The organism is Methanobrevibacter ruminantium M1 (genome assembly GCF_000024185.1).
GTDB classification, from domain to species: Archaea; Methanobacteriota; Methanobacteria; order Methanobacteriales; family Methanobacteriaceae; genus Methanobrevibacter; species Methanobrevibacter ruminantium.
Window position 1 is genome coordinate 1,311,203 of sequence record NC_013790.1, and the last position, 22,909, is coordinate 1,334,111.

The 22,909-nt window shown below is 32.8% G+C and carries 19 protein-coding genes; 15 read left to right on the forward strand and 4 right to left on the reverse strand.

The window, feature by feature from the left end; all coding sequences use genetic code 11:
- The first annotated feature begins 166 nt into the window (after positions 1–166).
- The 10 genes from hemL (at position 167) to MRU_RS11930 (ending at position 11,140) form a co-directional block, all read left to right on the forward strand.
- Positions 167–1,432: a glutamate-1-semialdehyde 2,1-aminomutase gene (hemL, locus tag MRU_RS05030; protein ID WP_012955800.1), complete on the forward strand. Its 1,266-nt coding sequence runs from the start codon at positions 167–169 to the stop codon at positions 1,430–1,432.
- A 254-nt stretch (positions 1,433–1,686) separates the two neighbouring features.
- Complete coding sequence (locus MRU_RS05035; protein ID WP_012955801.1) at positions 1,687–2,400, forward strand: DUF4012 domain-containing protein; 714 nt, start codon at positions 1,687–1,689, stop codon at positions 2,398–2,400.
- 160 nt (positions 2,401–2,560) lie between these two features.
- Positions 2,561–3,199: a class I SAM-dependent methyltransferase gene (locus tag MRU_RS05040; RefSeq protein WP_012955802.1), complete on the forward strand. Its 639-nt coding sequence runs from the start codon at positions 2,561–2,563 to the stop codon at positions 3,197–3,199.
- A 206-nt stretch (positions 3,200–3,405) separates the two neighbouring features.
- The gene (locus MRU_RS05045) at positions 3,406–4,644 is read left to right on the forward strand and encodes an MFS transporter (protein WP_012955803.1); all 1,239 of its coding nucleotides are present in this window, start codon (positions 3,406–3,408) and stop codon (positions 4,642–4,644) included.
- A 234-nt stretch (positions 4,645–4,878) separates the two neighbouring features.
- Positions 4,879–5,421 carry a flavodoxin family protein gene (locus tag MRU_RS05050; RefSeq protein WP_012955804.1) on the forward strand — a complete coding sequence of 181 codons (543 nt, stop codon included), beginning with the start codon at positions 4,879–4,881 and terminating at the stop codon, positions 5,419–5,421.
- A 241-nt stretch (positions 5,422–5,662) separates the two neighbouring features.
- Positions 5,663–6,451: a methanogenesis marker protein Mmp4/MtxX gene (mtxX, locus tag MRU_RS05055; protein WP_012955805.1), complete on the forward strand. Its 789-nt coding sequence runs from the start codon at positions 5,663–5,665 to the stop codon at positions 6,449–6,451.
- Positions 6,452–6,851: 400 nt separating this feature from the next.
- Positions 6,852–7,574 (forward strand): polyprenyl diphosphate synthase, encoded by a 723-nt coding sequence (gene uppS, locus MRU_RS05060; RefSeq protein ID WP_048812606.1) that lies wholly within the window; start codon positions 6,852–6,854, stop codon positions 7,572–7,574.
- A 216-nt stretch (positions 7,575–7,790) separates the two neighbouring features.
- Complete coding sequence (locus MRU_RS05065) at positions 7,791–8,552, forward strand: TatD family hydrolase (protein ID WP_012955807.1); 762 nt, start codon at positions 7,791–7,793, stop codon at positions 8,550–8,552.
- A gap of 133 nt (positions 8,553–8,685) precedes the next feature.
- On the forward strand, positions 8,686–9,366 hold the full coding sequence (locus MRU_RS05070) for a 2,5-diamino-6-(ribosylamino)-4(3H)-pyrimidinone 5'-phosphate reductase (protein ID WP_012955808.1): 681 nt from the start codon (positions 8,686–8,688) through the stop codon (positions 9,364–9,366).
- Between the two features lie 1,627 nt (positions 9,367–10,993).
- The gene (locus MRU_RS11930) at positions 10,994–11,140 is read left to right on the forward strand and encodes a hypothetical protein (RefSeq protein ID WP_012955809.1); all 147 of its coding nucleotides are present in this window, start codon (positions 10,994–10,996) and stop codon (positions 11,138–11,140) included.
- 126 nt (positions 11,141–11,266) lie between these two features.
- Here MRU_RS11930 and MRU_RS05075 read toward each other — a convergent pair whose 3' ends face one another.
- Positions 11,267–11,938 (reverse strand): histidinol phosphate phosphatase domain-containing protein, encoded by a 672-nt coding sequence (locus tag MRU_RS05075; protein WP_265101246.1) that lies wholly within the window; start codon positions 11,936–11,938, stop codon positions 11,267–11,269.
- A gap of 429 nt (positions 11,939–12,367) precedes the next feature.
- Here MRU_RS05075 and MRU_RS05080 point away from each other — a divergent pair, with 429 nt between their 5' ends.
- The 3 genes from MRU_RS05080 (at position 12,368) to MRU_RS05090 (ending at position 15,158) form a co-directional block, all read left to right on the forward strand.
- Positions 12,368–13,426 (forward strand): pantoate kinase, encoded by a 1,059-nt coding sequence (locus tag MRU_RS05080; RefSeq protein WP_012955811.1) that lies wholly within the window; start codon positions 12,368–12,370, stop codon positions 13,424–13,426.
- Between the two features lie 83 nt (positions 13,427–13,509).
- Entirely contained in the window at positions 13,510–14,043 is a 534-nt protein-coding gene (locus MRU_RS05085) for an SAM-dependent methyltransferase (RefSeq protein ID WP_012955812.1), read from the forward strand.
- Positions 14,044–14,441: 398 nt separating this feature from the next.
- Positions 14,442–15,158, forward strand: a complete 717-nt coding sequence (locus MRU_RS05090; protein ID WP_012955813.1) for a DUF4012 domain-containing protein — start codon at positions 14,442–14,444, stop codon at positions 15,156–15,158.
- A gap of 266 nt (positions 15,159–15,424) precedes the next feature.
- On the opposite strand, the gene MRU_RS05095 is transcribed toward MRU_RS05090, so the two are convergent.
- The 3 genes from MRU_RS05095 to hisD all read right to left on the reverse strand — a co-directional run bounded on the left by MRU_RS05095 (position 15,425) and on the right by hisD (position 19,890).
- Positions 15,425–16,753 (reverse strand): BaiN/RdsA family NAD(P)/FAD-dependent oxidoreductase, encoded by a 1,329-nt coding sequence (locus MRU_RS05095; RefSeq protein WP_012955814.1) that lies wholly within the window; start codon positions 16,751–16,753, stop codon positions 15,425–15,427.
- A 318-nt stretch (positions 16,754–17,071) separates the two neighbouring features.
- Positions 17,072–18,394, reverse strand: a complete 1,323-nt coding sequence (gene aspS / locus MRU_RS05100; RefSeq protein ID WP_012955815.1) for an aspartate--tRNA(Asn) ligase — start codon at positions 18,392–18,394, stop codon at positions 17,072–17,074.
- A 215-nt stretch (positions 18,395–18,609) separates the two neighbouring features.
- Entirely contained in the window at positions 18,610–19,890 is a 1,281-nt protein-coding gene (gene hisD / locus MRU_RS05105) for a histidinol dehydrogenase (protein ID WP_012955816.1), read from the reverse strand.
- 726 nt (positions 19,891–20,616) lie between these two features.
- Here hisD and MRU_RS05110 point away from each other — a divergent pair.
- On the forward strand, positions 20,617–20,922 hold the full coding sequence (locus MRU_RS05110) for a UPF0058 family protein (RefSeq protein ID WP_012955817.1): 306 nt from the start codon (positions 20,617–20,619) through the stop codon (positions 20,920–20,922).
- A 492-nt stretch (positions 20,923–21,414) separates the two neighbouring features.
- Complete coding sequence (locus MRU_RS05115) at positions 21,415–22,806, forward strand: 2,3-diphosphoglycerate synthetase (protein WP_048812425.1); 1,392 nt, start codon at positions 21,415–21,417, stop codon at positions 22,804–22,806.
- Positions 22,807–22,909: the final 103 nt, after the last annotated feature.

A 22,909-nucleotide genomic window follows, 5' to 3' on the forward strand; every position in this document is an offset into this window, starting at 1 on the left:
CTTTATTATAACTTATTTTTTTCATAGGTTTGCCCTCTTTTTCTTTTTTTATAACTATTTTTATGTATACGAACAAAATATGCCACAATTAATTAAAAAATATATAAATCAATAAAACTAAAAATAAGATTAATTAAAACTAAATTAAATTAAAGGACTAAATATCATGAATCCTAAAGAATTATTTGCTGAATCTAAAACTATTATTCCAGGAGGGGTTAACTCTCCAGTGCGTGCATTTGAACCTTATCCATTTTTTGTAAAAGAAGCTAAAGGCTCTCATATCATCGATACAGAAGGAAACGACTATGTAGACCACTGTTTGGCATATGGGCCTATTCTATTGGGCCATAGCGACGATGATGTGATGGCAGACGTATATAATCAGATGAAGATGGGAACCGCTTACGGAGCTCCAACTGAAAATGAGGTCAAATTGGCTAAGGAAGTTATCGACAGGGTTCCATGTGCCGAGATGGTTCGTTTTGTAAACTCAGGGACTGAAGCCACAATGGCAGCCATTCGCCTTGCAAGAGGATTTACAGGCAGAAATAAGATTGTCAAGTTCGAAGGGTCATATCATGGTGCTCATGACTATGTCCTTGTAAAGTCTGGTTCAGGCGCTGCATGTCTTCCTGATTCAGCAGGAATTCCAGAGGACACCACTAAAAACACCCTTTCAGTTCCATTCAATGATGTTGAGGCATTAACAAAGCTTATTGATGAAGAAGGGGAAAACATAGCTTGTATTATTGTAGAGCCTGTAATGGGAAATATCGGCTGTGTAGAGCCTAATGTTAAATATTTAAAGTTCCTAAGGGAAATCACTGAAGAAAACGACATCCTTTTAATATTTGATGAGGTCATCACAGGATTCAGGGTCTCCCGCGGAGGGGCTCAAGAGTATTATGGAGTAAAGCCAGACCTCGTTACCTTTGCTAAGGTTCTTGGCGGAGGATTCCCTATCGGCGCATATGCAGGTAAAAAGGAAATCATGAGCTTGATTGCACCTGCAGGGCCAGTCTATCAGGCAGGAACCTTCAGTGGAAACCCTATATCCATTCAAGCAGGTCTTTCCACCCTTAATAAACTGGATTATGAGTTCTATGGAAACCTTGCTCGAAAGGGAGATTATTTAAGAACAAACATATCAGATATTGTTGAAGACTTGAATCTTGACCTTCAGGTAGTGGGGCTTGCTTCAATGTTCCAGATCTATTTCAATCCAGAGCCTGTAGTCAATTATGAGATAGCTAAAAAGTCAGATGCAAAGAGATTTCTGGTTTACTTCAGAGAACTTTTAAAGAATGGCGTATTTATCCCACCTAGTCAGTTTGAGTGCAATTTCATATCAGGTGCTCACACAGAGGAGGATTTGGATAAGACTGCTCAAGGGATAGAAAATGCGTTGAAGGTTGCTTGGCAACTATAACCAAGCTTTTTTGGCCTTCGGCCAAAAACCTTGACCAAAATTTTTTTTTATTCTATGCTTGTAACAGGATATATATTACAAGTGGTTAAATCTTAATTAAGTCCTTTTTTTCAAATTTAAGCTAATGGAAAATAATATATTGAATAAATTTTAAATATAAAAACAGTAATATTTTTGATATACATTTTAATGTATAATTTTTTTATGAATCATATTTATTGTTCATATTCTTAAAATTAACAAAGGGAGAGATTATGAATCGAAGATCAAAGTTAATAATTGCGATTTTAATAGTTATCATAATAGGTATTGCCGTTATTCTTTTCGGCAGTATGTTTGGTGGTGAAAAATTATCATCAGGTGATAAAGACATTTTAGTTTGTGCAATTGACGAAAGTGAGCCTCGACCAGGAATGGGGGCAGTTGATATGGCCTTTTTAGTACATATGAATGATGGAGGAATTACTAATTATACTCCGATTTATCCGCATGGAATGGTCCATCCGTCTATAGCCGAACCGGAAGAGTATCAGGCTATGGGTGCAGGGGAAAAACTGCTCTTGCACGATTGCTTCTATTGGGAAGACAAACAGCAGTGCATGCAATATGCAAAGGAGATTCTTGAATATAATACAAATTATTCCTGTGATGCAGTTATTGCAGTTAACAGTCAGGCCATTGATAACATCATCTCAGCTGCAGGTACCTTAAAGTATAACGGTGAGGAAGTCAATGCATCCGGTATTGATTTCATCAGGGAAGAGCAGAATACCATGGGAATGACCAGAGGAGACTCTGTAATGGTTATTGTAAATGCATTGATGCAAGCGGCTAAAGACCCTGATAAAAGGGATAAGATGATTAATGCTGCTGTAAGCGAATATACAGCCGGAAATATTGCAATGTATCCTGAAGGGTCTTTTATGGAATTGCTCGCTTCTAAAGGCTTGCAAGCCATGTTTGGGTAATCTGATTATTTAGATTGCTCATAACTTTTTTTTTTATTTTTTATTCCATGTCTAATTTTATTTTTTTATTATTTGAACTGATTTTTTTATACATTTTTTAATTATTCTCATATAATATTTTTAATTTTAAAAAATTATTACTTAAATTAGGATTGATTTAATGAACCAAAAGGACTATTGGAACAGCATAGCAGATAAAAAGGAATTTACAACTCCATTTCATCCTGAAATATTGGAAAATTATCTAAATAAAGATGATTTTATTGTGGATATAGGCTGCGGCTATGGCAGAACCTTAAGGGAGCTAAAGGATAACGGATATAGAAATCTTAGAGGCTATGACATTTCAGAAAAGATGATAGAAAGGGGAAAGAATGAAAATCCTGATTTGGATTTGAGAATAAAAGATCCCGACACAATCGATCTTGATGATGACAGCGTAGATGGAATCATTCTATTTGCAGTTCTAACTGCAATTATAGATGATGAAGAGCAAAAGGCTCTCATTGATGAAATATATAGGGTATTGAAGCCTGGAGGCATATTATATCTGAATGATTTCCTATTGAATGATGATGAAAGGAATCTGAAGAGATATGATGAATATAAAGATGAATTGGGAGTTTATGGTGCTTTCAAGCTTCCAGAAGGAGCTACTTTACGCCATTTCGATGAATCTTATATCTTTAAGCTATTTGACTCATTTGAAAAAAGGGAATATGAGCGTCAGATATATCCTACAATGAATGGACATACTTCCAATGGCTTTTATTATATTGGAGAAAAGAATATAGGTTAATATTCTCATCCAATAGTTTTTTTTTTTTAATCAGCATGAAAAAATTTTTTAGTTATTCAATTTCTTTATTTCTATTTTTCTAAATTTTATTTATTTTCAATAATGAATAATCATTCTTTAATTTGAATAAAAATAAATAATACATTTTACTAAAATATACATAGTAATAATCTTTTTTTTAATTTTTAAACTATAGGTGTAAAATTATGTTAATGAATGAACAGACAAAGCTTTCTAAGGATCATTATATGATTTTTGGCTTAAGTTGGGCCGGTTGGGTCTTTGATTTCTATGACCTTGTCCTATTTACCTTTTTGATTTCACAGCTTCAATCCAGCTTACATATAAATGCCGAAATGCTTGCATTATGCTTAGGATTGTCCCTATTTGCTACAGGATTAGGGGGAATCATTTTTGGAGCATTAGGTGATAAGTATGGTCGTAAGAAGGTATTGGAATGGACAATTCTTGTCTATTCGATAGGGACACTGCTATGTGCATTCTCATGGTCATTCTATTCTCTGGTTCTATTCAGATTCATCACTGGATTGGGAGTCGGAGGAGAATGGGCTACAGGCCAAATCTATATAAGCGAGACATTCCCTGATAATCTAAGGGCCAAGTTTGGAGCTTTCATGCAATCAGGAGCTCCTGTTGGAGTCATATTGGCTTCAATAGTAGGTGGAATGATAAGCCCTATTATTGGCTGGAGAATGACATTTTTGGTTTCCATCATTCCGGCAATCACCATTATCCTTATTCGAAGATATCTTAAGGAATCCGATGTCTGGATTAAAAATAAGGATGATTTTGTAAACAAGAACATATTTCAGGAGTTCAAGCAACTTGTTTCAAAGGAATACAGAAAGATATTCCTTATATCCTTGGTATTGTGCATATTCGGTATGTCTGCATATTGGTTTACCTATTCCTGGCTTCCAACCTATCTGGCAGAGGAGAGGGGCCTTGCAATGGTTACAACCTCCCTTGGAATCATACTGATTCAGTGCGGTGACTTTACAGGATACACAACATTTGGTTTTGTAGCTGAAAGAATAGGAAGGCGTCCTGCATTCACTATCTACAGTTTCATCATGGGAATAAGCATTGCAATGATAACAATATGCTGGAATCAGATAGATAAGGTCCCAGACCTTATAATGGTATTCATGTTCCTTACAGGATTCGGAACAGGATTCTTTGGAGGATTCGGTTCTCTATTCTCAGAGCTATTCCCTACAAAGATAAGAAATACTGGAGTTGGAACTGTGTTTAACCTTGCAAGGGGAGTTCAATTCATCACTCCTATGATAATCACTTTCGTTGGGGCCTACTATGACTTAAGTTATGGAATCGCAATAGCGGCAATATTCGCGTTCCTTGTTGGAATTTGGATATGGGTATTCCCTGAAACCAAGGGAACAGCCATCAATGATTTGGATTAGCTGATACTGAATAAAGAAAATGATATTTTTTCTTGAAAGAAAGTTATTTTGAATGGTGGTGAAAGTAGTTATTTTAACTATTATTAACCCCTAATTAAACTTAGCTCGTTTAAAAATGTTTTAAGTTTTGAAAAGACTTATAAATAAGCTAAAATAAATATTATAATAGTTATTTAAATAATAGATTATTTTTTTCATTATTTAAATATTATTTTACGTTTTGGAGGATTAAAAATGAAAATTATAGCATTATTGGCAAGTCCACGTAAAGGTGGAAACTGTGACGTCCTTATGGATGAAATGATTAGAGGAGCAGAGGAAAACGGTCATGAAGTAGTTAAATACTTCCTTGAAAAATGTGACATCGCTCCATGTAAGGCATGCATGTTCTGTGCTGAAAACCCTGACTGCGTACGTGAAGACGACGGAAATGAAATAATCAACGCATTGGTAGATGCAGATGGCGTAATCTTTGCAACCCCTATCTACTATGGTCAAATGTCCGCTCAAGGAAAACTCATTATCGATCGTTTCTATGCAATCGGACAAAACCCTGATAAGAGTCTTGGAGGCAAAGCAGCACTTATCTTCACTGAAAACCAACCTGAAGGCACTTACAAAGACTATATTGAATTAACCAAATTCTCCCCATTCACCTTTATGGGATATGATGTCATCGGTCATGTAGATGCTGGAAGCGCTGGCCCTGCAGGTATAGTCGCTGAAGAGCAAAAAGACAAATTAGAAGAAGCTTATGAGTTAGGTAAGCTCTTCTAGCAAGCTTTTTTGGCCTTCGGCCAAAAAACCTTAGACCAAAATTTTTATTTAGGTAATGCTTTACCTAAAATCTATTTTTTTCTTTCTATTTATTATTTAATCATTCTTTTAATTAAATCTCTTATTTCTTTATTTTTATTTATTGTTAAATCATTTTTCTTTAAATAATTCTTATTTTCAATTATCAGTTTCTAATTATTTTCATAAAACTATAAATCAAATAATAAATAAATCAACTATTATGATTAATATAGTAGCAGGCTTAGGTGAAAATGAAAACATCATATTGGCCTCAAGGCAACTGGAATCAATAGATGACTTAAATATCCAACTTGTAGACAATGAGGATGACTTATTTGATGCATTTAAAGATTCTAATGTTGGTGCGGTGGTAAGAGGCTCTCTAAAGGCTTCAAAAGTAATCAAATTAATAAAGCAATATAAGTCTGACTGTGAAGTAAACAGAGCCACTTATGTAAACACATCCAATGACCCTAACTTTAATGACTCCTATGAGTTTTTGCTTTCTCCTGTTGGAATAGATGAAGGCAAAAACATAGATGAGAAGATCACTTTAGCCATCCAGTCTGCCAATTTTATTCAATCTCTTGGAAAGACTCCAAAGATAGCTGTTCTTGCTGAAGGGAGAAAGGATGACTATGGAAGAAGCGAGAGAATAGATAAAAGCCTGAAGGAGTCTGAAGAGCTCACTCGACTTTTAGAGGAAAGATTCAATTCCCTTGACAATTTTGACAACAGCAGCGAGGATGTTTCTAAAAACTACCAGATAAAAAACTATTATATTCTCCTTGAGCAGGCAATCAATGATAAGTTCAACATACTCCTAGCAGGTGATGGGATTTTTGGAAATATAATGTTCAGGGCTCTTGTTCTTCTTGATAAATGGCCTAGCTATGGCGCTGTAACACTTGGAATAGATGAGATATTTATTGATACAAGTCGTGATCAGACTGTTGAAGGCTATAAAAGGAGTTTGGAGTTGGCATATAATCTTGCTAAATTAAAATAGTCTGTTCAGTGATTTAAATCATTAGATTTATAATCTTTTTTTAGTAATTTTTTATTCTTAGTTCACATTATATCTATAATCTTTTTTTAGTAATTTTTATTCTTAGTTCACATTATATCCTTCATCTTTTTTTAAATAATTTTTAATTTTAATTTCTTCTTAATCTATCGAATACTTTAATTTTTCAAAAGAAATATAAAACTATTTAAATTTATTTGTCTATATATATTATTAATAAAAATATTTGATTGGGAAAAAATTAACAATCAATCGAAATATAATAAGAACTGTCCTAATCAAGTAATATCTAATAAAATCAAATAAGAATTTAATAAATCAATTTTTTCGAGGAATCATTGTGCCACCACAATTTTTATATAAGATTTATGAAAAGCGCCTAATGAATGAGCTGGATCCAGATAGAATGCCTAGGCATGTAGCTATCATTATGGATGGAAACAGAAGATATTCCAGAATGAAAGGTGATATGGAAGTTATCAAAGGCCATGAATTAGGAGCAGACACTTTAGAGAAGGTTTTGGACTGGAGCATAGATTTGGGAATAGAGATAGTCACTGCATATGCCTTTTCAACTGAAAACTTTAACAGGCCAGAGCATGAAGTGGAAGGCCTTATGAGGCTTTTTGTTGAAAACTTCAAAAAGATCGTAGACCATGAAAAGATTCACAAGCATAAGGTCCGCGTCAAGGTTGTAGGCAGAATTGAGCTATTGCCAGATGATGTTCGAGAAGCGATTAAGGAAGCTGAAGATTCCACTAAGCAGTATAATGAAAGACTGTTCAACTTGGCAATCGGCTATGACGGCCGTCTGGAGATAGTTGATGCAATCAAGAAGATCTATAAGAAAGTGGAGGATGGAGAGATTTCCATTGACGATATAGATGAGAATCTTGTCAGCGAAAACCTATACACTGCAGGTCTTGAAGACCCTAGCCTTATCATAAGGACAAGCGGAGAGGAAAGGCTTAGCGGTTTCCTCTTATGGCAATCATCTTATTCAGAGCTTTATTTCTGTGATAGCCTATGGCCTGAGCTTAGGAAGGTAGATTATCTTAGGGCCATCAGGGACTATCAGGAAAGGGATAGGAGGTTTGGTGTATAGCTCAAGCTTTTTTCGCCTTCGGCGAAAAAACCTTGACCAAAATCTTATTTTTGAACTCTTGTAATAGGATATTTAAAGTTTTTTAGACTTTTTTTTAAATTTTTTCACTAGTTTTCAATGCATTTTTTTTAAAAATAACGAGTAAAAACTATTTTTTCTTATAGTTTGGGATAAAGAATCAGATATTATTATTTTACAGCTTAAAGGGATGAAATTATGATAGATACCCATTGTCATATAGATTTTGAAGAATTCGACGAAGATAGGGAAGAGCTAATCAAAAGGGCTCAAGACAAGCTTAATGCAGTAATCAACTCAGGATACAGTGTGGAAAGCAACAATAAGGTTCTAGAACTTTCAAAGGAATATAAGGATTTCATCTATCCTACATTTGGCTTTCATCCGGTTTCCTCTCAAAATTCTCCTGAAGAGGAGATAAGTGCAGCCCATAATCAGATCGTCACCCATCTGGATGATATTCTTGCTGTTGGAGAGGTTGGAATGGACTTCTATTACTGTACAGACAAGGCCCTTAGGGCTCGCCAGCAAGAGATATTCATGGGATTTGTAGAGATTGCAAATGAATATAATGTTCCTCTATTAATCCATGGACGGGACTGTGAGAGAAAAATCTTCAATCTCCTAAATGACTATGATGACATTCCTAAAGTAATTTTTCACTGTTATGGAGGCAGTCTGAAGGTAGCAAAGAGAATATTGGATAAGGATGACTATTATATGAGCTGTTCAACCATGGTATGCTATAGCAAGCATCATCAGGAGCTTTTTAAAAACATTCCTCTAGAGAGGATTCTTACAGAGACAGACAGCCCTTACCTTGCAATGACAAAGGAGGAGAGAAACGAGCCTGCCAATGTTGTCTATGCAGTTGAGAAATTAGCAGAACTTCATGAAACTGATGTAAGTGAGGTAGATGAACAGACTGAAAAGAATGCAAGATATGTGTTTGATATATAATTTTAAAGTAAGGATTAATTAAATTGATAAGTGTTAATTATAATTAATTTATTTACCTCTGAAATTAAGAATTGGTATATGATTTTTTGTTTATTTTTTTCTACGGATTAACAGATATTTAAGGCATGATAATATGAAACCTTATGTGATTTTAAATGCGGCTATGACATTGGATGGAAAGATAGCCACAAAGACAGGCAGCTCTGAGATTTCAGGCAAAGAGGACCTTGAGAGAGTTCACGAGATAAGAAAGAAAGTTGATGGAATAATGGTAGGGATAGGAACTGTCCTTGCAGATGACCCAAGGCTTACAGTCCATAAGATTAATGCAAGAAAGGAAGATAATCCAATCAGGATAGTTGTGGACAATAAGGCAAGGACTCCATTGAACTTCAGAATCTTGAATGATGATGCAGAGACTATCATTGCAGTGTCTTCCATTTGTGATGAGAGAAATGAAAATTGTGATGAAGAGGCTGTAAAAAGAGCTAAAGAGCTTGAAAAAAGAGTGAATGTATTTTATTCTACAGGGGAAACTGTTGATTTGGTAGAATTTATGGAATATCTCTATGATTATGGAATCAAGTCAATAATGCTGGAGGGAGGATCCACCCTTAACTTTTCAATGATTCGTGATGGTTTGATAGATGAAGTTAAGATATGCATTGCTCCTATGATTGTTGGAGGAAAGGATTCTAAAACTTTCTTTGATGGAGATGGCTTTGATTATATGAAAGACGCTGTACAATTGGAATTGATTAACAGCTTTCCATTAGGCAAGGACTTTATTATGGAGTATAAGGTTTTAAAATAAGTAAAAAGTCTATTGTTAATTTTAATGAAGTATAAGGTTTTAAAATAAGTAAAAAGTCTATTGCTTAATTTTAATGAAGTATAAAGCCTTAAAATAAGTAAAATGTCTACTTTATTAATTAATGAAGTATAAAGCCTTAAAATAAGTAAAATGTCTACTTTATTAATTAATGAAGTATAAAGCCTTAAAATAAGTAAAATTTTAAAAAATTGTGATAAAATTAGTAAAATAAGTAAATAGTAAATAATAAAAATAAAATTACGATTTTTAAGGTAAAAGCAAACAGTATTGTGTGTTGTGTTTGCATTTTACCCTTTTTTGATTTTTTGATTTTTTAATTGAGGTATCGTTGATTTACTTTTGATTTTTTCACCTCTAATCTTTTTTTCGATTTGATAGATTTTTTTCTTTTTTTTGATTTGTTTAAACTAGATTGAGAGATTTTTATTTGATTTGTTAATTTTAGCAATGTTTTGAAAAAGATGATTTTAGTTTAATTGTCCATGCTAAAATATTTTTTTTTTAAATATTCTCAAATCTTTTTATTAATTTTCAGACTAAATATTGTTTATTTAATCAATATCAAAATTCGACTGCTTAATTAATTAGATTAGGGCTAACTAATACCTTGTTTTTTTATCGCTTTTTTATCTTTTTTATTTACCTCCTATTTGGAGATATTTAGGAATTTTTTTCTTTTTTTCTTTGGGTCGATAGTATTCATTTTTTACGAGTCGATTTTCGACGCGTGAGTTATCCTAAATATCAGTTGATTTATTATTTGTTTTAATAGTATATAACTGTTTTGATATATTCAAACATTTTTATATTATACTAACATTTAGGCACACCTAAACATTTATATATGATAAAAACATACTATATGTAAAGATATTTAGGTATGCCTAAATTTTTAATAAGTCGGAAAAAAATCAAAAAATAAAATAAGAATACTGTCATTAATCACTCCAAAACAAGGGCTTATTAGATTGCTGCTTAAATAGTCTTTTTAAATAATCTCGGAGGTGAATGTTTGGGAAGAAGCAAAAGTGGTATTTGTGGAAAGAAACAAATTAAACCCAACAAACGCGAAAGAAAAAGAGATCCTAAAGTAGTTTCCTTTAGGAGATGAACTTTTACTGTCCTCTAAATAAAATAAAATATTAAGTATCTTCAGAACAAATCAAATCAAATCAAATCACAACACACATTATCCAAAATTTATTCACTATGTATTAGACCAAATCTAATTAGAGGAAAAGTTGAGTTTTTATTCAAATCAAATCAAAATTAATCAGGCCAATCAAAAAGAATCGTTTCTTTTTGGTTGCTGTCATTGATTATTAGATATTTTTTATAATTTTTACTAATTTTATAATTTTTACTAATTTTACAATTTTGTACTGTTTATTATAATTTTAATTAATTATTTTATGATTTTAGTCATAATGCAATGATTTAAATAATTTAAGAATCATATATTATTACATATTACATATATATTTAGGAATACATAACTTTTAGATGGCTATTTTTAGTCTATTTTAAATTATTATTATGATAATCATTAGTTCTAATTATTATCCGATTAAAAAAAAAGAATTCTTTTAACAATCAAGGTGAAACTATGGGAAATATGGCTGAAGCAAGAAGAAAGATGCATGAAAGAGATGAGAGAATAAAAAAAGAAAATAAGTCTGATGTCAAGAAGATTAGAAATTTCTTCTTCGGATGTTGTGATAATAAAGAAAAAAAGAAAGTAAAAGAGCATTAAATTAAACTGAATTAGCTATTTTTTCAAAAACAATTAATTTATCTCTTTTTTAATAAAAAAATAGTGTTTTTCTTTTTTTTTAAAAATTATTCTTGTTTTAGTAAAAAAGAAAGTAAAATGGCTTAATTAAATTTCAATGCCATTTCTCTTTAATATTTTTCTTGGATTGTCAATAGTTGCTTTTAGAATTTCCTCTTTGGTCATTCCAGCTCCTAATCCTATTTCAATTGATCTCTCAAAGGTAATAATGTCATCTGGAGAATGTGTGTCTGTATCTATGACAAGGTCATTTCCAACTTCCCTTGCAATGTTTGCAACATGACCGTTTCCAAGGCAGTGGCCTTTTCTTGCACTTATCTCTAAAGCCACATCGTTTTTCTTGGCTAACTCTGCTTCTTCTTTTGTTATGAGTCCTGGATGGCCTAAAATATCAATTTCCTTACAGTTTACTGCTGCAAAGTTGGTCCCTTCAACAACAGGCTCATTCAATGTCTCACCGTGGACTACAACTATCTTTGCACCAAGCTCACGAGCCTTCTCAGCAAGTGCAGGGATTGATTCGGTAGGTGCATGGGTTATTTCAGCTCCTAAAACAACGGTAATATCCCAATTTGAATTTATGTCATCAATTGCAGCGCTGATTTCAGGGATTGTGTTAATGTTTGAATAGTCAACATGATCTGTTATTGCAATTGCTTCATGTCCAAGTACTAAAGCTCTTCTAGCAAGTTCAGATGGCAATAGCTCTCCATCACTGAATAAACTGTGCATATGTAAGTCAATTCTTTTATGAGTCACTTATATTTCTCCTAAAGTATTTTTAATCTGTAAAATCTTTATTTAATAATCTTAAATTATTATTTTATTTTAATTTTCATTTCTAAAGATTGATTTGAAAATGGTCTTTTTTTTTAAAAAAAATTTTCATTTTAAAAAATTTGATTCGAAAATTATCTTTTTTTTTTAAAAATTTTTAAATAAAACCAAATTTATATTAGAAATAAGTTAAATATAGTTTATTAGTTAAATAATATAATTTTTATTCTTATAATTAATAAATTTATTTTATTACTAATTAAATTAGTTAAAAAATTTATTTATTCATTAATTAAATGAGTTAAAAAATTTAAAAATCTTTTATTGATAATCGTAGAAAAGTTTATAGAGAATTGTTATAAAAGTCTAAAAGAATTGTATAATTCTATAAAAATTGTTAGAAGTGTTAAAATGATTTCCGTATTTGTTCCGTCACATATCACTGGCTTTTTTAGTATTCATGACAATCCAGATCCTTTATTGAAGGGTTCCTTAGGTGCAGGTGTCCTATTGGATAAGGGGGTAATTACAGAGATTGATTTTAAAGAGAATTTTGATTTAGGCGGTGTAAATGATAATGATTTGAATCTTGACTCTTTGAATTCAGATGAGTTATTAATTATAATCAATGGCAAAAGGGACGAATATAATGAAGTAATCATTCTAAAAACCATACATCTAATGAAAAAAGCATTGGATAAAGAAGATATTTCCTTGTCCGGTGTGGTCATAAACCAAATAATCCAGGTTCCTATAGGATGCGGATTTGGAACTTCAGCGGCTTCAGCACTTGGTGTGGCGATTTCAATCAATGAACTATTTGATTTGGGGCTTTCTCTTGAAGAGTGCGGCCAATTTGCCCATTTGGCTGAAGTTGAACTTGGAACTGGCCTTGGGGATGTCATTGCAGAGCTGTCAAAGGGAATTGTCCTTAGAACAACGCCAGGGGCTCCAGGATATGGGGAGGCAAAATCCATAGTTCCTCATGAGAAGACTGGCTTTGGAGTCTTTGAATCATTAAATGCTGATTTTTATATAATCACAAAGTCTTTAGGTGAAATTTCAACAGCCTCTATCATAAGTGATCCTAAGCATAAGAAGCTCATTACTCAAGTGGGTGAGAAAACTGCTGAAGAGTTTAATAAAAAGGATGATGGAATTGTCATAGGTTCCAAATTTAAAAATAAGTTCAATGTAGCTGTTGACAGCGAATTCAATGAAGAAGAAACCATTAAAAAGTTTATGAAATCTTCTCTTTTCTTTGCTCGAAAGACAGGTTTAATCAGTGATGAGCTATTGGAATTGGTTCACAATCTCCATGGAAAGGTCATAGGAAGTTCTATGGCAATGTTAGGGAATACATTATTTGCAATTGCTACAGAAGAGCAGAAATTAAAGCTTGAAGCGGAATATTATGGGGAATTTGATTTCTATAAATTAGAAACCGAAGGAATTCGTATAATCAAATAATAAATCTGGAGAATTTGATTTTTATAGGTGTAAACTGAGAAATTTATGTTATTAAGAAATAATAATTTATTTGGGGTGAAATGATGATAAGATTAAGTTATGATATGCAGGTCTATAGAAAAGACTTAAGAGAAGTCCTAAAAAGAACAGACAATGTAGTTGAATTGGGATGTCATGTAGGCAAGACCAGTGAGCTTATTTTATACAAATTAACCACTGGCTCTCTTATTGGAATAGACAATAGTCCTGAAGCTGTTCAGCCTTTGGAAAGGCTTTCATTCCATCATGAAAACTTTACTCACATTATAGGGGATGTTCGCCGTCATGAGGTCTTAAAGGAAGTTACCGAACTCATAGGCCAATGTGATGTATTGTCCATTGATTTAGGTGGAGGATATCATCCAGACACTGTCTTTAAAGTCTATTATATTTGGGCGTCTACCTTAAAGCCAAGGGATGTCTTGATTAGAAATCAGGGATTGATTGACTTTGTCAATTCAGCAATAACTACAGAAGATATGATTTCAGAGCATGGCTGGCTTGAATCATGTGGAGATCAAGGAATTCCTCCTCAAATTAAGGAGTTCAGCTTATGGACAGATAAGTTGGATGACTGAACATTTATTTTGGTAAACTGTTTTTTAATCCTTTTTAAGATAATAATTTTAAATTATTATTTTTTTTAATCAGCCCATTTTTTTATTCAGCTCATATTTTTTTTAATTTTTTTTTTTAATCAAGATACTATTTTTTTTAATTTTTTATTTAACCCAATCTTAATTTTTTCAATGATTTTTAAAGTTTTTTGCTAAAAAAGGTCAAAATAATAAATACTTTTATAAATTAGAAACTATATATAATTATTTAATATATATTTTAATAATTTTTAAAATTAGTATTTTAAATATTTTAAATCGTTCAAAATGTCTGATTTTTAAAATATTTTATAATTAAATTACAAATAAGGTAATTTTTAATTATTCATTTATTTATGATTTTTATTAAGAGGATTAGCATGAAAAGATCAAAAAAATTAATTATAGCAATTCTTGTTGTAATCCTTTTGGGATTACTATTGGCAATTGCAGGATACTTCGTTGGTGGTCCTGACTTGTCACAAGAAAATAAAACCATTTTAGTCTTAGCTGCTGATAAATACGAGCAACCTAATGGTGGTTGTGATATGGCATACCTAGTTCGTTTAGAAAATGGTAGTTTAGCTAATTACACTCCTGTTTATCCTGGTGGAATGTATCACCCTTCACAATCAGCTCCTGGAAACCTTCAGGGCAATATGCTGCTTCACGATTGTCTGTGGAACGGAGTTGAAGACGGTATGCAATATGCTAAGGAGATTGTGGCATTCCATACCGGCGTTGAAGCTGATGCTGTTGTAGTCCTTTATGACGAGGGAGTGGACAATGTATTGGATTCCATCAGACCTATTGAGATTGATGGAGAGCCAACCAACCTAAGCGCAACTGACATCATTCGTGAAAACGATAATTATGCAGGTTATAAGGGTAACGAAGGTGTAACCGGAACCATGTCTAGGGCAGATGCTGTTATGGTATTGGTTAAAGCGGTTTCCAAACAAGCTAAAGATCCTGCTAAAAAGAGCGCCATGTTGCATGCAGCTTTAGATGAGTACACTAAAGGAAATATTGTAATGACTCCTAAAGGTTCTTTCACTCGTTTGCTTGCTACAAAAGGATTGGAAAGCTTTGCATAGTTATTATAATTCTTTAAAGAGTTTTTAATTCTTTAAAGAACCTTTTTTATTTTTTATTATTTCTATTATTTAATTATCAACTTTTTTTATTAATTTTTATTATTTTTGATTTTCTGTTTTTCTTATTTTATTTAGTTTCTTATAATACGAACTAATTTATCCTTTAAAAAAATTAAGATACTATTTTTAAATGGTTTAAATAGTATCTTTAGGGGTTATTTAATTTATTTTTTGCTTAAATGATGAATGTCTGTTTTTGATTATTTTTATTCGTTTTTTAAGCTATTAGCAGCCTCTTGACCTGCTAAGTATCCAGTTGAAAATGCTATCTGTAGGTTATATCCTCCAGTAGGTCCAGCTACTTCAAGAACTTCTCCTGCAAAGTATAATCCTTCCACATACTTGGATTCAAGTGTCTTTGCATCTATCTCCTTTGATTTGACTCCTCCAATGGTAACCTTTGCCAGGTCCATCTCAAGGGATTCTATCTCAAAGACATGCCTTTTAAGGTTTTCAGCCAATTTGTTCTTATCCTTTTTAGTAATGTTTGCCATAGTCTTCTTCGGATTGATGTCTATCTTCATTAGGAAATAATCAATAAAGTTATTTGGAAGGTATTTCTTCATATAGTTCTTTATTGCCATCTTTCCATTCTTCGGGCTGTCCTTTGTTATCTGGTTCTTTATATCTTCCTCTGTTAGATCTGGAGTAAAGTCGATTGTAATCCTGTTTGTAAAGAGTTCCAATTCCTCTATTTCATCTCTGCTCTTTAGGTTTAACTTGTCGTCAAGGACAGTTAAATCGGATTTTTCAAGCAATCTGTTGGACAAATCAATAATTGCAGGGCCTGTAAGGCCAAAGTGGCTAATCAAGATATCCCCTTTTACAGATATCTTTTTCTTCTTATCCTTAAATGAGACTTCAACATTCTCTAAAGTGAGTCCGGATAAGGTCTTAAGCAGAAAGTCATCAATATTGAATGAGACAAGTCCCGGCTTGATGTCTGTAATTGTATGATTCATGTGAGATGCTATTTTATATCCATCTCCATCGGAACCTGTATTTGGATAGGTGATGCCTCCTGTAGATACTATAATCTTTGATGCATTTAATGATATCTTTTCATTTTCTATTTCAAATACCGGTTCCATCCTTTCATTTAATTCATGCTCTATGTCTTGAGCATTTATTGGAGTATTGTTATACACATCTACCCCTAACTCTTCAAGATATTCCTCTAAAATGTCCAGTATGTCATGGGCATCTTCGCTGTCTGGGAAGACCCTTTTATTGTCCTCTTGGTGAAATTCAAGGTCTTTCTCTTCAAAGATGGCAAGTAGCTTGTCTTGTGGAAGTGTGTATAATGAGTGCTTTAGGAAGTTTTTGTTTTTATTGTAATAGTTAAGCTGATCGTGGATTGGAGTGTTGTTTGTTATGTTGCAACGGCCTCCTCCTGTTAAAAGAAGCTTTTTTCCTAAGCTTTCATTCTTCTCTAGAATGCATACTGCATTTGGGCCTAATATTTCTGCGGCTCTTATTGCAGCTATCATTCCTGCTGGCCCTCCTCCTATAATTGCTATCTTGTATTCTTTCATGTTATTACCTTGAATTTAGTCTTAATTTTTTAATTTTAATTTTTTTGTTTTTATAATTGAATAAGTATGATTGATTTTTATTATTTCATTGAAAATAAGAAAAATAGAATTGTTTTAATATGTTTTTAGTTTTAAAAAAAGAAAAATAATAAATAAAGAGTTTATCTTTATTTATTTAATTTTAATTGCTTTTGCAATTGTTTTTAAATTGTTTTTTTTTTTCCGATTAATTTAATTTAATTGCTTTTGCAATTTTTTTTTGATTGTTTTTACAATTGTTTTGTTTTAATTGCTTTTACAATTATTTGCTCAAATCAACTAAGGAGTTAATCTGTGTCTGTCTCTTGGGAAGAGAACAGTTTCTCTAATGTTTTCAACACCGGTTAAAACCATAGCCAATCTGTCTGCACCTACACCCCAACCTGCGTGAGGGGCCATACCATATTCAAATGCCTTGAGATAGCTTCCGAATCCATCTGGGTTTAAGTCCCTTTCAATCATCTGCTTTACTAAAAGGTCATATTGGTGAACCCTGATTGAACCTGAGGAGATCTCTAGGTTCTTATACATCAAGTCGAAAGCATGGCTGATTTCAGGTCTGTCTTCATAAGGCATTGCATAGAATGGCTTGATTGCTGATGGCCAATCGGTTAAGAAGTAGAAACCTTCTTGAGTGTCTCCTAAAGCTTTTTCAGCTTCTCTGGATAAGTCTTCTCCCCATTCCATATCGATTCCTTTAGAGTTGATGATGTCTACAGCATCGTCATATTTGACTTCTGGGAATGGTCCTTCAGGGATAGCGCTTAAGTCGTATTCTAAGGTTTCAAGCTCTTTTGCACAGTTTTCCTTAGTGGATTGGAGAACTCTGGTAATCATGCCGTCCAATACGTTCATGACATCCACATCATCTGCAAAGGAGATTTCACAGTCGATTGAGACTGCTTCATTCAAGTGTCTAAGGGTGTCGTGCTCTTCTGCCCTAAATATTTGTCCGATTTCAAATACCTTGTCGAATCCAGCTCCCATCATCATTTGCTTGTATAATTGAGGGGATTGGCCTAAGAAAGCTTCCTTTTCAAAGTATGTGATTGGGAAAAGCTCTGTTCCTCCTTCGGTTGCAGAAGCTACAAGCTTAGGGGTGTTGATTTCAATCATGCCCTGTTCGTCGAAGTATTGGCGAACTGCCTTAAACATGTTTGCCTTTATCTTGAAGATTGAGCTTACGTTTGCTTTTCTTAAGTCAAGGAATCTTGAGTTTAGTCTGGTATCGATTTCAGCCTTGACCTTTTCGGTTGGATCCATTGGCAATGGCTGTTTTGCAGGGTTTAGGATAGTTGTCTTGATTGGAATGATTTCCACGCCGTTTGGTGCTTTTCCTGCCTCTTGAACAGTTCCTTTGATTGCAACTACAGACTCTTTTCTAAGTGCCCTTAGCTCTTCAAGGATTTCTGCATCTACTTTCTTGCTTGGTGCGGTAATCTGTACCAATCCGTCTCTGTCTCTGATGATTACAAAGATGATTCCGCCTAAGTCTCTGATTTCATGTACCCAACCCATTATAATAACTTCTTCACCGCTGATGTCTGGGTTTACGTCTTTGGAATAATGAGTTCTTCTTAAATCGCGTAATAAGTAATCCACTTTATCGCCTCTAATTATTATAGTTTTTTAAATATCTTTTTAATTATAATCTTATTTTAAATAAGTATTTTAAAAAAGTTATTTTAAATAAATTTTAAATAAATATTTTAAATAAGTATTTCAAATAAGTATAATTGTAATTTTTATTAGTTTCTATTATTTTAATTATTATTTTAAAAAAATAATAATTTATTCTAGTTCGTTTTTGCTTATAACTATTCGTTTTTATCTAATCTTACTTTCACTGAATTTGCATGAGCATAAAAGCCTTCATATTCTGCAATTGGAATGACTGTCTTGGATAGCTCTTCAATACCCTCTTTTGTTATGGTCTGAACGGTAGGCTTTTTGATGAATGATTCGGTTGAAAGGCCTGAATACATCTTAGCTCCACCGCTTGTGGGAAGAACATGGTTTGTTCCAGAGCCATAGTCACCTGCTGCCACTGGAGAGTATTTTCCTAAGAATATGGATCCTGCATTTTTGATTTTATCAAGGATTGCATTGTCATCTTCAGTTGATATGATCAAATGCTCTGGAGCATAGGTATTTGTAAATTCAATGGCCTCTTCCATATCTTTGCAGAGAATTATATGTCCGTGCTTTTCCAAGGACTCTTGAATTATCTCTTTTCTTACAGCTTCCTTAGTGAATCTTTCTATAAGGTCGTTGGATTCTTCTGCTATTTTTTCATCATCAGTCACTAAAAAGCATGATGCTTCAGGGTCATGCTCTGCCTGTGATAGGAAGTCATGGGCAAGATATTCTGGAATTGCAGTCTTATCTGCAAGAATCAATACCTCTGAAGGGCCTGCTGGAAACTCAATGTCCACATCACCATAGACAAGCTTTTTAGCTCCTGTAACAAAGACATTCCCTGGACCTACAATCTTTTCAACCTTTTGGATTGATTCTGTTCCAAATGCCATTGCAGCGATTGCCTGTGCGCCTCCGCACTTGTAGATTTCATCTGCTCCCGCCAAGTCTGCCGCTACAAGTATTGCATCCAATATTCTTCCGTCGGCTCCTGGAGGGGTGCAGCATATGATTCTTTCCACTCCTGCAATCTTAGCCGGAATCACTTCCATTAATATGGATGATGGATAGGCAGCTCTTCCTCCTGGAATATAGCAGCCGACGCTATTGATCGGTCTGATTATCTGCCCTGCTGTGATACCTTTTGCCACTTCCATAGACCATTCCTCTGGAATTTGGGCCTTATGGAACTTTTCAATGTTTTGGGAAGCCCTTTTAAGGGCATCTATAAGATCAGTATCTAGATTATCATAAGCATTCTTGATTTCTTCGTCGGAAACTTGCAAATCATCTAATTCGCATCTGTCAAACTTTGCAGTGTATCTTTTAACCGCTTCATCCTTGTTTTCCTTTACGTCGGATAGGATGTCTTGAACGATGTTTAATATTTCATTGATGTCTGCCTGTGACCTTTTGATTAGCTCATCTGCAGTTTCTCTCTCATATCTTAAAATTTCCATCGAATCACTCTTGGATAATAAGTACTGTCAAATAAAAATTATTTAATAAACAATTAAAATTATATGCTGATTGCTTTTATCTTATCTTCTCTTAAGTTTTGATTTGATATGCTGATTGCTTTTATCTTATCTTTTCTTAAGTTTTGTTTTGATATGATAAAATTCCTTTTATTATAATATCTTATATTGTTTATTATGAATATTTTTATACATTATTAATTTTAACATTCATATTTTATATAGATATTGTTCAAAATAGGGTTCATATTAGTTTTTATCTCTAAAAACTTTTTTAAGAATATTAAAATTTTAACTAGTTTAACAAAAAGATTTATATTTAAATTCTTACAAAGAATAAAATATAAAAATTTATATAGTAAAGGGTAAATTTTAAATATAATTTTGATTAAAATAGTAATAGCAAAATCAAAAAGGCCAGGTATCTTAATTGGGATAAGTAGTATGGATTTTTAAAAGTTATTAAACTCAATTTGCACCATCCAATAAGTGAGAGGTAAAAGGATTATTGGATAGGCTGTTTGTTTTAGGGTATTTGGGTTTTGTTTTGTTGTATTGTTTTAAATTTTAATTTATCTGTTATTTTAATTCTAATTAAGCAGCATTTGTTTAATTTTTCATAATTAAGCTACATTTGTTTAATTTTTTAATTAAATAACTTATTATTTATTTTTATTAGAAATTTTAAAATATAGGGTAAGGTATTATATGTATAAAGATGAAATGATTCAATTACATCAATTTTTAGTATATGTTTTAAAATATTTAGACACAGATAATAATGCTCATGAATATATTGAGGAGTATCTTGCGCTTAACATAAGCCCTCATCATATTCACAGAACAAAAGCGGAGCATAAACAGGCAATCTTCGTTCTTTCAAACACTATTTCAGAAGTGATCTTGCATAAGGAAGAAGGTTCCATACCACCAAATGTATCAAATGCATTAAGGGATCTTGTTAGAAGATCTAAAAAGGAATTAAAGGCTGCTGAAGCAGCTCAATCAAAATAATTCTTTCTTTTTTTTATTTAAACTATTTTTTCTTTTTTACTTAATTTTTATTTCTATTTTTAGTTTTTTAGTTATTCTGTATTATCCTCTTTTTTCAGTATTTTTTCTAGAATAATTAGTTTATGATTAATACATTAATTTTTTTATAAGGTCATGATTAATTCATAAAATTTTTTATACGTTCATGATTAATTCATTAAATTTTTTTTATAAATCTTTACTTAGAATCATCTAAACTTAATTAAATTAATTATTATGGCTTCTTTCAATATCAAGTCAATTTAACACTTTCATATCAATTTTGATGGGAGTTAAATTGGATTTTATCAAAAAAAGCAAAATAATTTATATTAAAAAGTTTAACTAATATATATAATTTGAGGAAGTTTGTTTTAAAAGTTTAATTTTGTAGTTTTTAAACGATATTTTGAATATTACCATAAATCTATTGAGATAATGTGATTTAAAAATAGTTAATTAATAAGGAGAATAATTATGTCTACTCGTAAAGTTGTTTGTTTAGTGGATGGAGAGCATTACCTTCCGGTGACCCGTTCTGCTGTAAATTCCATTAATAGCATTGACCATATTGAAGTTGTGGCTCTTGTTTTTATAGGCGGAACTGAAAAGCTTAAATTAGGTGATGAGGAAGAGTATAGCGAACTTTTAGACACTCCCGTTTACTTTGGAAAGGATAAAAACCAGATTCCATATAAATTGATTGAAGATGTCATCAAAAAGCATAATGCAAATATTGTGATGGACTTAAGCGATGAGCCTGTTCTTGATTATGACAAGCGCTTTAAGATAGCTTCTGTTGTACTGTCCTGTGGAGTAATTTACAAGGGGGCTGATTTTGAATTTGAGCCTTTGACTCAATATGAAATAATGAAAAAGCCTTCCCTAAAGATTTTAGGAACTGGAAAGCGCATAGGAAAGACTGCAGTTTCAGGCTATGCTGCTCGATTGATTGACAAGAATAACTATAATCCATGCATTGTTGCTATGGGTCGCGGAGGTCCTGAAGAACCTGAAGTAGTTCATGGAAATGAGATTGAAATTAATCCGGAGTATTTGCTTGAGCAATCCAATAAGGGAATTCATGCAGCAAGCGATCACTGGGAAGATGCCCTTATGAGCCGTGTATTGACAATCGGCTCCAGACGCTGTGGAGGCGGAATGGCCGGCGATGTCTTTGTCACAAATATGGATAAGGCAGCTAAAAAGGCAAATAAGCAGGATGCTAAATTTGTTATCTTTGAAGGAAGCGGTGCAGCCATTCCTCCGATTAAGACAGACAAATCCATTGTTCTGGTAGGTGCAAACCAGCCAATAGGAAATATTCTCGGATACTTTGGTCCTTATCGCATAATGTTAGGGGATTTGGTTATCCTGACAATGTGTGAGGAACCGATGGCAAGCAAGGAAAAGATAAAGGAAATCGAAGACTTCATCCATAAGATCAAACCTGATGTTGATGTGATATCTACAGTCTTTAGGCCTAAGCCATTGTCAGATATTAATGGCAAAAAAGTTTTATTTGTTACCACAGCTCCTGAAGCGGTTAGGGATGTTTTATCAAGCTATCTTGAAGAGACTTATTCCTGTGAGATAGTTGGATTAAGCTCTCATCTTTCAAACAGGCCTCTTCTTCAGGAGGATATTGAAAAATACAAGGATGATGTCGATTGCATAGTGACTGAGCTTAAGGCAGCTGCAGTTGATATTGTCACTAAGGAGGCAATAGAATCTGGAATAGAGCTTGTATACTGTGATAATATTCCGGTTCCTATAAGCGATGACTATCCTGACCTTTCAGAGTCTATTCTAAAGGTGGTTGATGGGGCAATTGAAGAGTTCTCCTTTAATATGCTTTTAGATTAATTAACTCTTTAATTTCTATTAAAGATGTTTAAATGTTAATCATAACTTTTCTATTTCAATTATTTGGTGAAATGGGGTCTAAGATTCTTAATTATTTGGTGAA